Annotated in this window: 13 protein-coding genes; 6 read left to right on the top strand and 7 right to left on the bottom strand. The window is 71.6% G+C overall.

Features of this window, described 5'->3' with window-relative positions; genetic code table 11:
• The first annotated feature begins 96 nt into the window (after positions 1-96).
• Complete coding sequence (locus tag WYO_RS23135) at positions 97-456, top strand: helix-hairpin-helix domain-containing protein (protein ID WP_007567080.1); 360 nt, start codon at positions 97-99, stop codon at positions 454-456.
• Between the two features lie 204 nt (positions 457-660).
• Here the strand turns inward: WYO_RS23135 and WYO_RS23130 are convergent, their stop codons facing one another.
• Together WYO_RS23130 and WYO_RS23125 are read right to left on the bottom strand one after the other, a co-directional pair.
• Positions 661-1,284 carry a hypothetical protein gene (locus tag WYO_RS23130; RefSeq protein ID WP_007567078.1) on the bottom strand — a complete coding sequence of 208 codons (624 nt, stop codon included), beginning with the start codon at positions 1,282-1,284 and terminating at the stop codon, positions 661-663.
• Entirely contained in the window at positions 1,281-1,583 is a 303-nt protein-coding gene (locus WYO_RS23125) for a hypothetical protein (protein ID WP_007567076.1), read from the bottom strand. Before WYO_RS23125 ends, WYO_RS23130 begins: the two co-directional genes overlap by 4 nt.
• A gap of 107 nt (positions 1,584-1,690) precedes the next feature.
• Here WYO_RS23125 and WYO_RS23120 point away from each other — a divergent pair, with 107 nt between their 5' ends.
• The gene (locus tag WYO_RS23120) at positions 1,691-4,567 is read left to right on the top strand and encodes a phosphoenolpyruvate carboxylase (RefSeq protein ID WP_007567074.1); all 2,877 of its coding nucleotides are present in this window, start codon (positions 1,691-1,693) and stop codon (positions 4,565-4,567) included.
• A gap of 316 nt (positions 4,568-4,883) precedes the next feature.
• Positions 4,884-5,267 carry a nuclear transport factor 2 family protein gene (locus WYO_RS23115; protein ID WP_039903846.1) on the top strand — a complete coding sequence of 128 codons (384 nt, stop codon included), beginning with the start codon at positions 4,884-4,886 and terminating at the stop codon, positions 5,265-5,267.
• Positions 5,268-5,440: 173 nt separating this feature from the next.
• On the opposite strand, the gene WYO_RS23110 is transcribed toward WYO_RS23115, so the two are convergent.
• The 4 genes from WYO_RS23110 to WYO_RS31125 are packed head-to-tail and all read right to left on the bottom strand — an operon-like array spanning position 5,441 to position 8,340.
• On the bottom strand, positions 5,441-5,890 hold the full coding sequence (locus tag WYO_RS23110; protein WP_007567070.1) for an NfeD family protein: 450 nt from the start codon (positions 5,888-5,890) through the stop codon (positions 5,441-5,443).
• Between the two features lie 3 nt (positions 5,891-5,893).
• On the bottom strand, positions 5,894-6,868 hold the full coding sequence (locus WYO_RS23105) for an SPFH domain-containing protein (RefSeq protein WP_007567068.1): 975 nt from the start codon (positions 6,866-6,868) through the stop codon (positions 5,894-5,896).
• Positions 6,869-6,907: 39 nt separating this feature from the next.
• Positions 6,908-7,648 carry a molybdopterin-dependent oxidoreductase gene (locus WYO_RS31130; protein WP_007567066.1) on the bottom strand — a complete coding sequence of 247 codons (741 nt, stop codon included), beginning with the start codon at positions 7,646-7,648 and terminating at the stop codon, positions 6,908-6,910.
• Positions 7,645-8,340: a cytochrome b/b6 domain-containing protein gene (locus tag WYO_RS31125; protein WP_039903883.1), complete on the bottom strand. Its 696-nt coding sequence runs from the start codon at positions 8,338-8,340 to the stop codon at positions 7,645-7,647. The genes WYO_RS31130 and WYO_RS31125 overlap by 4 nt, the downstream gene beginning before the upstream one ends.
• Positions 8,341-8,528: 188 nt before the next feature.
• On the opposite strand from WYO_RS31125, the gene WYO_RS23090 reads away from it, so the two are divergent.
• From WYO_RS23090 to WYO_RS23080, 3 genes are all read left to right on the top strand, one after another.
• The gene (locus tag WYO_RS23090; protein WP_007567063.1) at positions 8,529-9,623 is read left to right on the top strand and encodes a glycosyltransferase family 4 protein; all 1,095 of its coding nucleotides are present in this window, start codon (positions 8,529-8,531) and stop codon (positions 9,621-9,623) included.
• 217 nt (positions 9,624-9,840) lie between these two features.
• Complete coding sequence (locus WYO_RS23085) at positions 9,841-10,935, top strand: glycosyltransferase (protein ID WP_007567061.1); 1,095 nt, start codon at positions 9,841-9,843, stop codon at positions 10,933-10,935.
• On the top strand, positions 10,932-11,975 hold the full coding sequence (locus WYO_RS23080) for a hypothetical protein (RefSeq protein ID WP_007567059.1): 1,044 nt from the start codon (positions 10,932-10,934) through the stop codon (positions 11,973-11,975). Before WYO_RS23085 ends, WYO_RS23080 begins: the two co-directional genes overlap by 4 nt.
• A gap of 222 nt (positions 11,976-12,197) precedes the next feature.
• Here the strand turns inward: WYO_RS23080 and WYO_RS23075 are convergent, their stop codons facing one another.
• Positions 12,198-12,380, bottom strand: coding sequence for a hypothetical protein (locus WYO_RS23075; RefSeq protein WP_007567057.1), 183 nt, complete (start codon positions 12,378-12,380; stop codon positions 12,198-12,200).
• Positions 12,381-12,538: the final 158 nt, after the last annotated feature.

Here is a 12,538-nt window from a genome sequence, read left to right as displayed (position 1 = left end):
CGCAGCACCACAACCGTTAAGCCGGGGTTCAAGTCGCCGGGACCTAGATCCGGGCCACGGCACCGCGCAGCGGGCCGGCCCTTCGGGAGAACCGCCATGGCTTCCTCCAAAAAGACTTTTGCCGCCCTCGCCCTGCTCTCGAGCCTGTTGGCGGCGCCCGCCTGGGCGCAGGCGCCCCAGACGTCGAGCCCCGCGGCCCCGACCGCCCCCGCCAAGCCGACCGCCCCGAGCGCGCCCGTGGCCGGGTCGCCCAACGCCGCCAAGGGCGCCCTGCTCGACCTCAACAGCGCCAGCGCCGCCGAGCTCGATGCCCTGCCGGGCATCGGCGAGGCTCGCTCCGCCGCGATCATCAAGGGCCGGCCCTATCGCGGCAAGGACGAGCTGGTCTCCAAGAAGATTATCCCGAAGAACGTCTATGACGGGATCAAGGACAAGGTCATCGCCAAGCAGAAGTAGTTTTTCCGCGCGCGCCAACGGGTTGCGGCCGGCCAGCGGATGCGTTGTTCCAGGTTGACCGATGCCAGGCGCGACAGGCCCTCTCCCCCGTGCGGGAGAGGGTTGGGGTAAGGGACCGGCTCTCGCTGCGTCCCGTGCGACGGGGCAACCCGTGCCCCGTCCTGTAAGCACCATCCGCTGACAGCAAGAAGCCCCCTGCCCCGCCTACTCGGCGATCGCGCCCTGGGGCACGGAGAAGCCCGGGGGCGCCTTCTCGGCCGGCTTCGGGGCCGCGCGCTTGGCCGGGGCCTTCTTCTTGGCCTGGGGCTTCGGCGCGGCCTTGACCGCGGGGGGATCCTCGCAGGCGCGGAACGCCAGCTGCGCCAGGGTCGCCCCCTCCTCGGTGACGATGGCGATCGGGTCCGGCAGGGTCGGCAAGGCCGGTTGCCAGTGGATCGGCCCGCCCAGCATCGCCTCGATGGTGGCCGGGGCGGTGCCGCGCCGCAGGGTCGAGAAATCCGGCCCGTAGGCGGTGGCGACCTTGCCGGCGATCACGACCTGCAGGACCTCGTTCACCTCCGGGGTCAGGGGCCGGAGCGGATTGGTGGTGCGCACCTGCCCGGATCGGGTCACCACCATGGCGAACCCCTTGCCGCCCTCGTAGCGCGCCGCCCGGGCCCCGCAGGGCTGCTCCACCGGTGGGGCTGCGGCGGGAGCGGGCTCCGGCGCGGGCTCGGGCGGCGCGGGCGCCGTTTGGGCCGGAGGCTGCGCAGCCGGCGCCGACAGCGCCGCCGGGGCGGCCAGAAGGGCGAGCAGCAAGCCCGCCGCGCCGGGACGCACGGCCCTCATCGGCCCGATTCCGGCGCTTCGGGAGGCGGCGGCGCGATCCGCGCGGTCCGCTCGGGGGCTGGGATTGGTTTCAGGTCGAACGACTCCACATCCAGCAGGCGCGGGTCGAGCACCTCGGCCTCGCGGTCGATCAGGCTCTGCGACGGGCCGACCGTGCCGATCAGAAGGTGCTCGTCCTCGGCGTCGAGCTCGGAGCCCATGCGCAGCGGCGCGCGCCGGCTGCGGGCCGACATGCCGACCACCGCGACCCCGGCCACGACACAGATCAGCACGGCCAGGATGATCAGCAGGCGCTCCATGAGGCGGGAAGCTCTAGCCGCCCGCGGCGGCGCCGTCACCCCGTCATGCGTGGAACATGCCTTGCCTATAACAGTAGAGGCGAGACGACCGGAGCCGGGACGGATCCATGCAGCATGAGCCGAGCCGCGAGCCCGAGGAACTGGAGAGCCATCTCCTCGGCCTGATCGAGAGTGCCCGGGAGCAGGCCCGGGAGGACCCGTTCCGCAATCCGGTCCTGGCCGTGACGCTGGCGATCACCCGCCGGTTCGACCGCAACGAGATCGCGGCGGGGGACCTCGACGGCCTGTTCGTGCGGCTGCGCGCCGCGGCGCTCGCGGCCCGGGCCGAGCGGCTGCGCGCCTATGTCGGGCTCGAATCCGGGCCGGCCGACCCGCAAGCCGCGATCCCCGCGCGCCTGGTCGCCGCCGCCCCCGGCGGCCCGGACGGTCTCGCCGCCTTCGCGGCCTTCATCCACCGCACCGCCTTCGCGGTGGTGTTCACCGCGCACCCGACCTTCGGCATGCCGAAAGCCGTGGCGGGCCTTCTCGCCCAGGCCGCGAGCCTGGCGGACGCCGCCGCCCGCGCCGACCTGATCGCCCGCGCCGCCGCGCTCTCCACCCGGCCGGACGCGCCGATCACCCTGGATGCCGAGTTCGAGCAGGCCTGCGCGGCGGCCAATAACGGCCGCCTCGCCCTCGACGGGTTCAACGGCGCCCTGCTCGACGCCGCCCGCGCCCGCTGGCCCGAGCGCTGGACCGAGCTGACGCCCCGCCCCTTCGCCATCGCCAGCTGGGTCGGCTGCGACACCGACGGGCGCACCGATATCGGCTGGTGGGACACCCTGCGCTACCGGCTGATCTCCAAGCGCATGCAGTTCGACCGGGTGATGCGCGACCTGCCCGACAGCCCCGCCTGCCGGGAGGTCCGGGCGCTCGCCCAAGACGCGCTCGCCGCGGTCAACCGCCAGCTCGCGGTCGCCCCCCGGCTCGGCGACAAGCCGTCGCTGGAATCGGTCCACCGCTTCGCCCTGGCGCTGATCATCGAGCGCGAGCGCGCCCAGACCGATGCCGGCGCCCTGGTGGCCGGGCTCACCGCCGCCCTGGAAGCCGCCGACGAGGCCGACAAGCGGGCGATTGCGGTCCTGCGCTCGGGGGTCGCCACCCACGGCCTGTCGAACGCCCTGCCGCATTTCCGGCTCAACGCCAGCCAGATCCACAACGCCGTGCGCCGGGTGATCGACCTGGAGGGCGAGCCGACCGATTCCGCCCAGCGCCGCTCGCATCTGGCCACCATCCACACGCTCCTGAACGACGTCCGCCCGGTCGCGGTGGATTTCGGCGCGCTCGCCGCCGAGCGGGCCTCCGCCGCCCGGCTGATGATGACCATCGCCCAGATCCTCAAGCACGTGGACGGCACCCACCCGGTGCGCTTCCTCATCGCCGAGACCGAGACCGGCTACACCCTGCTCGCCGCCCTCTGGCTGGCGCGCCATTACGGCATTGCCGACAAGCTCGAGATCACGCCCCTGTTCGAGACCGCGAGCGCCCTGGAACAGGGCATCCGGGTGCTCGACGACGCCCTGCGCAACCCGCATTGGCGCCAGTACCTGAAGCGGATCGGCCGGCTCACCGTGCAATTCGGCTACTCGGATTCCGGCCGCTATGTCGGCCAGCTCGCCGCGACCTTCTGGATCGAGCGGCTGCGCCTGCGCATCACCGAGATGCTGGTCCAGAACGGCCTGGCCGATGTCGAGCTCGCGATCTTCGACACGCACGGGGAGTCGATCGGCCGGGGCGCCCACCCGACCTCGCTGCGCGACCGCCTCGCCTACCTGGCCCCCGAGGATGCCCGCGACCGCGCCCGCAAGGCCGGCCTGAAGGTGCGGCTCGAATCGAGCTTCCAGGGCACCGACGGCTACCTGCTCTACGGCACCGAGGCGCTGGCCCAGGCCAGCGTCGCCCGCATCGCCGAGCACGTCTACGCCCTCGACATCGCCGAGGACGACAGCTTTTCGGACTATGCCCTCAACGACAGCCAGCAGGGCCGCGACGCCAAGGACGACCCGATCTATTCGGAGCCGGATTTCGCCCTGGAATTCTTCACGGCCGCCCGCCAGGACATGGAGGCCCTGGTCGACGATGCCGGCTACGCCGCCCTGCTCGGCACCTTCGGCCCGAGCCTGATCGACCGCACCGGCTCCCGCCCGGTGGCGCGCCAGAGCGACACGGGCGGGCCGGCCCGGATCACCCATCCCCGCCAGATGCGGGCGATCCCCAACAACGCGATCCTGCACCAGCTCGGCTTCCTGGCGAATTCCCTCCACGGGATCGGCCGGGCCGCCCAGCGCGGCCCGGACCTGTTCCGCGACATGCGCCGGGATTCGGTGCGCTTCTCCCGGGCCTTCCGGCTGGTCCAGCACGCCGCCGCCGTGGGCGATCTCGACGTGCTGCGCGCCTATATCGACACCCTCGACCCGGCCGTCTGGCTGGAGCGGGCCCGGCGCACCCAGAAGGACTTTCGCCGGGAGGAGCTGGTGGTCATCGCCGGCGCCCTGGAGCGCCTCGACCTCGCCGCCTCGTTACGCGGCCTGTTCGGCCGCCTGACCCGGGACTGGCTGGCGCTGACCACCGCGGCCCCCGACCTGCCCGGCATGTCGGCCCGGCTGACCCTGCTGCACGCCCTGCGGCTGGCGCTGATCCACCGGATCTGGTTCCTGGCAGTCCACATCCCGGGCTTCCGCCCGCAGGCCGGCATCTCCCGGGAGCAGCTCTTGGAGCACTTCCTGCGCCTCGACATCGACGGCTGCCTGAAACTCCTCGACGAGATTTTCCCGGTCACCCCGGACCCGACGCTCGGCCTCAATTTCGGCGAGCCCGCCGGCCCCCGGGATGTCGGCACCTACGAGGCCGAGCACGCCAACCTGTTCCAGCCGATCCGCCGCCTGTTCGACCAGGTGCGGGAGATCTCGGGCATGATCCAGCATGAGGTCGGGGCGTTCGGGTAGAGTCTGTGAGTGGACGACAGCCTACCGCCCGGGCTCGACCGAGGAGTGTGGACCGGGCGGTTCATCAACGCAGCGCGGCTGCTTGCAGCGTTGGGTCGAGCCCTTACGCCGCAGGTTTCAGACGAGGTTGCTTTGGGTGGATTTCTGTCGGTCCGCTTTTGGACGGCAGATGCATCGAAGCCGACATCAACGCGAGGATTGCTCTCACCCATTGCAGGGGATCGGAACGTCCGCTTCCAAGCGCTTGCCTGCTCTCTCGCGGCGTGCTCCCTTTCATGAATAGCCGATGGCTTTCAGAGGGTTAAACGCAGACGGCATGCCAAATCTCGCACAGAACAAGGCGAACGTGATCGCGTTCTACGAGCTGATGTTCAACGATTGCCGTCCGCGCGAGGCTATCGAGCGTTATGCCGGCGCCACTTACATCCAGCACAACCCACACGTAGCCACAGGCAAGGATGGCTTCGTTGCCTATTTCGAGCGCATGTCGCGTGAGTGGCCGGGCAAGCGAGTAGACGTCAAGCGGGCAATTGCTGAGGGCGATCTGGTTGTATTGCACTGCCTTCAGCACTGGCCGGGTGATCATGACTATGCGGCCATCGATATTTTTCGCCTCGATGAGGACGGCCGGATCGTTGAGCACTGGGATGTGCTGCAGATCCTGCCCGATGCCTCGGCCAATCCAAACGGGATGTTCTAGATCTCGGATGCCTCATGCGCGGCGGAAATCCGCAATCCGTTTCCCAATCAGAGCCAAAATTGCCGCAGGCCGGCGAATGGCTGCTTTAGAGAAGCGGCGACGGCGATCCGCGCGTCTGGGCTGGGCCGGAAACGGTTTTCGACAAACCCACCCGGCAGCGCCCAGCGCGCGCCTCACACCGCCTCCACCCGCAGCACCGTCCCGGCGAGCCCGATCACCCGCACGCGCGCCCCGGCCGGCAGGTCCGGTCCTTCGATCCGCCACAGGGTGTCGTCGAAGCGGAGGCGGCCGGCGCCCTGGCGGATCGGCTCGGGCAGCACGGCCTCGCGGCCGATCAGGCCGCGGTCGGCGCGGTTGAGGGTGGCGTCGTGGCGTCCGGCGCGGCGGTGCAGGCGGGTGGCGAGACCGACCAGGACGATAGCGAGGGCGGCAAACAGCAGGGTCTGGCCCTGCCAGGGGATCGGGATCAGCGCCGTGGCGAGTCCGGTCGCCACGGCCGCGAGGCCGAACCAGATCAGGAACACGCCCGGCACGACGATCTCGGCGCCGGCCAGAACCAGGCCGGCGATCACCCAGCTCCAGGCCGGCCCGAGGGCCGCGAGGATCGCCAGCGGATCGGCCATGGGTCAGGCCCGCGGGGCGACATCGGGCGGCGAGCCCGTGCGCCGGGGCGGGGTCGCCTCGCCGAAGACCGCGCGTGTGAGCTCGCCGATGCCGCCCAAAGTGCCGGCGAGCGCCGCTGCCTCGATCGGCACCACCACGACGCGCTGGTTCGGCGCGGTGGCGAGCGCGCGCACCGCGTCGACGTATTTCTCCGCCACCAAAAAATTCGCCGCCGCGATGTCGCCCGCGGCGATCGCGCGGCTGACCATCCCGGTCGCCGCCGCCTCGGCCTCGGCGGAGCGCTCGCGGGCCTCGGCGTCGCGGAACGCGGCCTCGCGACGGCCCTCCGCCTCCAGGATCGCCGATTGCTTGCGCCCCTCCGCCCGCAGGATCTCGGCGGCGCGCTGGCCCTCCGCCTCGAGGATCGAGGCGCGCTTCTCGCGCTCGGCCTTCATCTGCCGGGCCATGGCGCCGGCGAGGTCGGCCGGGGGCACGATGTCCTTGATCTCGATGCGGTTGATCTTCACGCCCCAGGGCGCGGCCGCCGCGTCGAGCACCCGCAGCAGGCGCTCGTTGATCTCGTCCCGGTGGGCGAGGAGCTGGTCGAGATCCATCGAGCCGACCACGGTGCGGATGTTGGTCATGGTCAGGGTGGTCATGGCGAGGTCGAGGTTCGAGACCTCGTAGGAGGCCCGGGCCGCGTCGAGCACCTGGTAGAACACCACCGCGTCGATGGTGACGCCGGCATTGTCGCGCGTGAAGGCCTGCTGGCTCGGGACGTCGACCACCTGCTCCATGACGTTCACCCGCCGGCCGATGCGCTCGACGAACGGGATGATCAGGCCGAGGCCCGATTCGAGGGTGCGGGCGTAGCGGCCGAACCGCTCGACGGTGAAGACGTGGCCCTGCGGGATCATCTTCACCCCGGCCGCCAGCGTGATCACCGCCAGCGCCGCGGCGCCGACCGCGAACGTGCTCAGCCCGATCGTGACATCCATGAGGCCCCCTCCCCGGCCGCATGGAGTCCCGCGGGCGGCTCAGATGCCAGCGTACCAGCTGAATCCGAGGCCCGCGACCATGCTGCCGCGGCCGTGGCCGATGCCGTCGACGCGATCCACAGCCTCGATGCTGGTGAGGTATTTCAAGGACTTGTAGCCGAGCTGGCGCTCAACCCGCAGGCGAACCGGCGCGCCGTGGGCCACCGGCAGGTCGGCGCCGTTCATGCCGTAGGCCAGGATCGTCTGCGGGTGCAGGGCGTCGAACAGGTCGTAGCTGTCCCACCAGCCGTCGACGGTTCGGATCACCACATAGCGCGCCTCCGGGCGCATCCCGGCGGCGGCGAGCACCTGGGAGAGCGGGACGCCTGTCCACTGGCCGATCGCCGACCAGCCCTGCTCGCAGGAATGGAGCGTGATCTGCGTGCGCGCCGGCATGGCCTTCAACTCGGCGAGCGAGAACGACTCCGGCCGCGCGACGAGGCCGGTGACCGGCAGGCGCCAGTCGGAGAAGCCGAGCGCCTTCGAGCGGCAATAGGCCGGATCGTCCGGGTCGGTGGTGTTGATCGTCGGGAACACCGCCGAGATCGCCTCCGGGCCGAATTCCCGGGCGAGCGGCTGGCGCGCCAGCAGCAGGCGCTGCCCGGCGAAGGTCAGCCAGTCGCTCAACCCGTAGGGGTTGGGGCGCAGTTGCGGCGCGCCGGGATCGCAGCCGCCCACGAGGCCGGCCGCGCCGAACCCGGCGGTCCCGAGGATCAGGCGGCGACGGGTCAGCGCGCTCATGCGGTCTCCTCACCCTTGCCGCCCGACCCCACGATCATGCCGCGCATGAGCGCCAAAGGCCGGTTGGCCAGCACCTGCCAGATGTGGATGGCGAGGAACGCGACCATCGCGAAGGCCGCCAGGAAATGGATCGTCCGGGCCGATTGCCGGCCGCCGAACAGGGTGAACAGCTCCGGCCAGGCGGCGGTGACGCCGGGCGACATGGTCAGGCCGGTGAGCAGCATCAGCGGCGCCAGCACCAGCAGGACGACCAGATAGGCGATCTTCTGCAGCGCGTTGTAGCGGCCGGTGGGCGGCGCCCCGACGCGCAAGCGCAGATGCGCCCTTATCTCGCCGGCCAGCGCCCGCGGCCGGATCTCGGCCGGCTCCGGCAGGAGACGGCGGCGCAGGTGCCCGCGCAGCAGCGCGAGAGCGAGGTAGACGGCACCGTTCAGGACGAAAATCCAGGCGGCCAGGAAATGAAGGTTGCGGGCCCAGCCGGTCTGCTCGAGATCGACCGGCAGCGGCAGGGTGATCCAGGCCGGCGCGTCGTTGGCCCCGGTCTCGCCCCAGAACAGTTTCGGCAGGGCCAGCAGGATCGCGGTGCCGCTGATCATCAGCGCCAGGGTCGCGGCCGCGCCGGTCCAATGGGTCAGGCGTACCCAGGCCGGATGGCGCACCCGGCTGAATGGTCGACCTGTCGTCTCGATCATCATCGGTTCAGACCGCGGCCCGTATGGAGGTGGGAACGCGCTGCGTCCCTCGTCGCTCCCGGCCTCGATGACGCAACGCTTGATGAAGAAAAGATGGGCATGATACCCGCCACGCTCGCTGCGGACGAAAGTCCTCTCGCCCCGCTGCGGCCGGCAAAGATCCCCACACAACCGGATGCGGTGCGCGCGTGAAGATCGCTGTCCTGGCACATCTCAAGTACCCGATCGGCCAGCCCTATGCCGGGGGTCTGGAGATGCACACGCATCTCCTCACCGTCGCGCTGAAGCGGCACGGTCACGACGTGACCCTGTTCGCCAGCCGGGGCTCGGACCCGGCGCTCGATCCGGTGATGCTCTGCGACCCGACCGGCGACGCGCTGGCCGATCCCGAGCGCGAGGAGGCGATCGACAAGGCCGAGCACGACGCCTACCGGCGGATGATGGAGATGGTCGCGGCCGGCGGCTTCGACCTGGTGCACAACAATGCGCTGCACGCCCTGCCCCTGCAGCAGAGCGCCCGGCTCGGCCTGCCCTGGGTGACGGTGCTGCACACGCCGCCCTTCGACGCCCTGGTCTCCGGCGTGGAGGTGGCCGATCCCGACATGGCCTTCCTGGCGGTGTCGCCCTCGCTCGCCCAGGAATGGGCGACGCTCGTGCCCGGCGCCCAGGTCGTCGATAACGGCGTCGACCTCTCGACCTTCGCGTATTCCGATACGCCCGACGACCCGCCCTTCGCGTTCTGGTCCGGCCGGATCGTGCCCGAGAAGGGGCTGCACCTCGCCATCGACGCTGCCCGCGCGGCCGGGCTGCCGCTGCATTTCGCCGGGCCGAAGCTCAATCCGGGCTACTGGGCGGCCGAGATCGCGCCGCGGCTCGGGCCCGACCTGATCCATCTCGGTCATCTCTCGCATCGGGAGCTGGCGGAGCATATCGGCCGCGCCCGGGTGGCGATCGTCTCGCCGCGCTGGGAGGAGCCCTTCGGCCTGGTCGTCGCCGAGGCGCTGGCCTGCGGCACGCCGGTGGCGGCCTTCCGCCGCGGCGCCCTGCCCGACATCCTCGACGCGCAATGCGGCCGCCTGGCGCTGCCGGACGATTCGCAGGACCTGTCCGTGGCGATCCGCGAAGCCGCCGGCCTGTCGCGCCGCGCCTGCCGCGACCGGGCGGAGGCGCTCTACGACGCCGCCGCCATGACCGAGCGCTACCTGGAGACCTACGACGCCGTGATGGCGCGCTGCGCCGAGCGGGCGCGGCCGACCCTGCGGGTGGCGGGGGGACGGGCGTAGGGGACATCAGCGGACGCGGCCCTTCGCTGGTCGGTCCAGGATGGTCGCACCCCGCTTTGCCGGGGCCGCGATGCGCCCCCGCTCCCGAGCGGGAGAGGGGGGCGCATCAGCTTGCGAACGTGTGTGCGGGTCAAACTCGTGACGCTCGTTCCCGGGCGATAACGGGCCAGACGCTGCGTCTCGTGTGTTCGCGACGATGAGGTTGAGAAGAACCGCTATGACCCTCGCAACCGCCGCCCCGCTCGCCCGGCCCTGCGTGGTCTGCATCCCTGCACGGAACGAAGAGGAGCGGCTGCCGATCCTGCTCGCCTCGCTGGCCGGGCAGGAGGGATTCGCGGCCGAGGCGCCGCTGCGGGTCGTGATTCTCGCCAACAACTGCACCGACGGCACGGTCCCGGCCATCCGCGCCCTGGAGGACGCGGGCGCGCTCGCGAGCCTGACGCTGCGGGTGATCGAGGCGGCGCTGGAGGGCGCCGAGGCCCATGTCGGCACCGCCCGCCGCATGGCGCTCGATGCCGGCGCCGCCTGGCTCGAGGCCGAGCGCGCCCCGGACGGGATCCTGCTCACCACCGACGCCGATGCCCGCCTGCCGGCCGACTGGGTCGCGGCGAACCTGCGGGCGCTGCGGGCGGCCGACGTGGTCGGCGGCCGCCTGGTGATCGACGCGGACGGCGCCGCCGATCCGCGCCTCGCCGAGCTGCATGCACGGATCGAGCGCTACTGGGCCGGCGTGCGCCGCCTGGAGGACATCCTCGACCCGCCACCCCACGATCCGGCCCCGCGCCACGGCGACCATACCGGCGCGAGCCTCGCCGTGCCGGTGGCGCTCTACCGCGCCGTCGGCGGCCTGCCGCCCCTGCCCTGCGGCGAGGACAACGCCCTCGTGAGCCTGCTTCGCGAGAGCGGCGCCCGCCTGCGCCACTGCCCGGACGTGCGCGTCATGGTCTCGGCCCGCCACCAGGGCCGGGTCTCGGGCGGCATGGCCACCGAGATGGCGCGCCGCGGCCGGGTACTCGACGGCGAGCCCTACCTGCTCCCCGAGGCGGCGCATTGGCAGGGCCTGATCCTGCGCCGGGCCGCCCTGCGGCGGGCGTTCCACCTCGCTGGATCGGCCAGGGCCGAGGCCTGCGCGCGGCTCGGGCTCGGCCCCGACGCATGCGCCGCGCTCGAAACCTGCCCCAACGACATCGCTTTCGTGGAGCGGGCCGACCGCATCCTGGAATCGCGCAGCGCGCCGGCGCGGGAATGCCCCCTCGACCGGGCGCTCGCCGACCTCGACGCCCTCGCCTTGTCCCTGCGGGAGGCCGCGTGACCCGCGGGATCGGCTGGTACGTCCACCATCAGGGCGCGGGCCATCTGCAGCGCGCCCGCGCGGTCGCCGCCGCCCTGCCCCGGCCCTGCACGCTGATCGGCACCCTGGCGGCGTTCGACACGAATGGCCTCGACGCGCTCGACCTGCCCGACGACCGCCCGCTCGGCGGATCGGACTTCGACGGACGGGACGGCGAGGCGGAACGGCCGGAGGCGCTGCACTACGCGCCCCTGAACCATCCCGGCGTGCGCACCCGGATGGCGCGCATCGCCGAATGGGTCGAGCGGACCGACCCGGCGCTGATCGTGGTCGACGTCTCGGTGGAGGTCGCGCTGCTGGCGCGGCTCTTGTCGGTGCCGACCCTGGTGGTGCGCCTCGCCGGCACGCGGACCGACCAGCCGCATTGCGAAGCCTTCCGCAGCGCCACGCGCCTGCTCGCGCCCTTCCCCGAAGCCCTCGACGGCGCCGGCGTGCCGGACTGGGTCCGTGCCAAGACGCATTATGCCGGCTTCCTCGGCGCACCGGCGCAGATCGGCGCGGAGGCGGGCGACACTATCGTCGTGGTGTTCGGCCGCGGCGGCGCGGGGGGTGATCTCGCCGACCTCGCCACCGCCGCCCGCGCCGTGCCCGACCGGCCCTGGCACGTGCTGGGCCCCGTCTCGGGCTCCGGCGAAGTCCCGAAAAACCTGCACCTGCACGGCTGGGTCGACGACGTCGAAGCCCGGATCGCCCGGGCGGCCCTGCTGGTCGGCGGGGGCGGCGACGGCCTCGTGGCGCTGGCGGCCGGTCAGGGCAAGCGCTTCCTATGCCTGCCGGAGGAGCGGGCCTATGGCGAGCAGACCGAGAAGGCCGAAGCCCTGCAAAGGCTCGGCGCCGCGATCGTCCATCCAGGCTGGCCGGCCGCCGAATTGTGGCCCGGGCTTATCCGCGCCGGCCTGGCCCTCGACCCATCGGTGATCGCCGGCCTGCACCGGCCGAGCGCGATCCCGGATTGCGCGGCCATGATCGAGGCACTGGTCCGGCAGATCGGACGCGCGTGAGGCGCGGCCGTTTCCAAGATCATCGCTCCGCCGACCAACCCGCCCCGCCATTGCGAGCGCAGCGAAGCAACCCAGAGTGGCGCGCGATCTCCTGAAGTGACGGATCCCTGGGTTGCTTCGCTGCGCTCGCAATGACGCTGAGAGCCGTTGCGATCCGGGCATGAAAAAGGCGCCCGTCCTGCGAGACGAGCGCCGATCTGCTGGGGCCAGGGACCGGATGACTTAGGAAATCAGATCCAGCTTGGCCGCCTTGAGCCCGTTGGCGCGGATCGTGTCCGGCAGGGCCGAGAAATCGCGGTATCCGGCCTCGCGCGCCATGGCGTCGAGCGCCGTCTGCTCGTCGTCGGCCGCACCGGTCCAGATGACGGCGCCGCTCTTCGTCTGCTTGATCTGAAAGATGCTCATGGACCGCTCCCCGGTGGTACGAAGACCATCGTTCTAATAACGGCGTCTTGCGCGGTCGGTTGCAGGACAATGGACGTATACCCCGACTCTTTTGAATGACCTGCGACCTGCGGCCCACGGTCCGGCGACGGAGCCGCGCCGAAGCGCTATGCTGGCTC

The sequence above is a fragment of the Methylobacterium sp. GXF4 genome, assembly GCF_000272495.1.
Taxonomy (GTDB): Bacteria; Pseudomonadota; Alphaproteobacteria; order Rhizobiales; family Beijerinckiaceae; genus Methylobacterium; species Methylobacterium brachiatum.
Note: the sequence above shows the minus strand (reverse complement) of the source record. Positions and strands in the feature narration are given on the sequence as shown.

Coding starts and splice junctions, on each gene's coding strand:
- WYO_RS23135 (WP_007567080.1), top strand. CDS start 97: ATGGCTTCCTCCAAAAAGACTTTTGCCGCCCTCGCCCTGCTCTCGAGC.
- WYO_RS23130 (WP_007567078.1), bottom strand. CDS start 1,284: ATGAGGGCCGTGCGTCCCGGCGCGGCGGGCTTGCTGCTCGCCCTTCTG.
- WYO_RS23125 (WP_007567076.1), bottom strand. CDS start 1,583: ATGGAGCGCCTGCTGATCATCCTGGCCGTGCTGATCTGTGTCGTGGCC.
- WYO_RS23120 (WP_007567074.1), top strand. CDS start 1,691: ATGCAGCATGAGCCGAGCCGCGAGCCCGAGGAACTGGAGAGCCATCTC.
- WYO_RS23115 (WP_039903846.1), top strand. CDS start 4,884: ATGCCAAATCTCGCACAGAACAAGGCGAACGTGATCGCGTTCTACGAG.
- WYO_RS23110 (WP_007567070.1), bottom strand. CDS start 5,890: ATGGCCGATCCGCTGGCGATCCTCGCGGCCCTCGGGCCGGCCTGGAGC.
- WYO_RS23105 (WP_007567068.1), bottom strand. CDS start 6,868: ATGGATGTCACGATCGGGCTGAGCACGTTCGCGGTCGGCGCCGCGGCG.
- WYO_RS31130 (WP_007567066.1), bottom strand. CDS start 7,648: ATGAGCGCGCTGACCCGTCGCCGCCTGATCCTCGGGACCGCCGGGTTC.
- WYO_RS31125 (WP_039903883.1), bottom strand. CDS start 8,340: ATGATCGAGACGACAGGTCGACCATTCAGCCGGGTGCGCCATCCGGCC.
- WYO_RS23085 (WP_007567061.1), top strand. CDS start 9,841: ATGACCCTCGCAACCGCCGCCCCGCTCGCCCGGCCCTGCGTGGTCTGC.
- WYO_RS23075 (WP_007567057.1), bottom strand. CDS start 12,380: ATGAGCATCTTTCAGATCAAGCAGACGAAGAGCGGCGCCGTCATCTGG.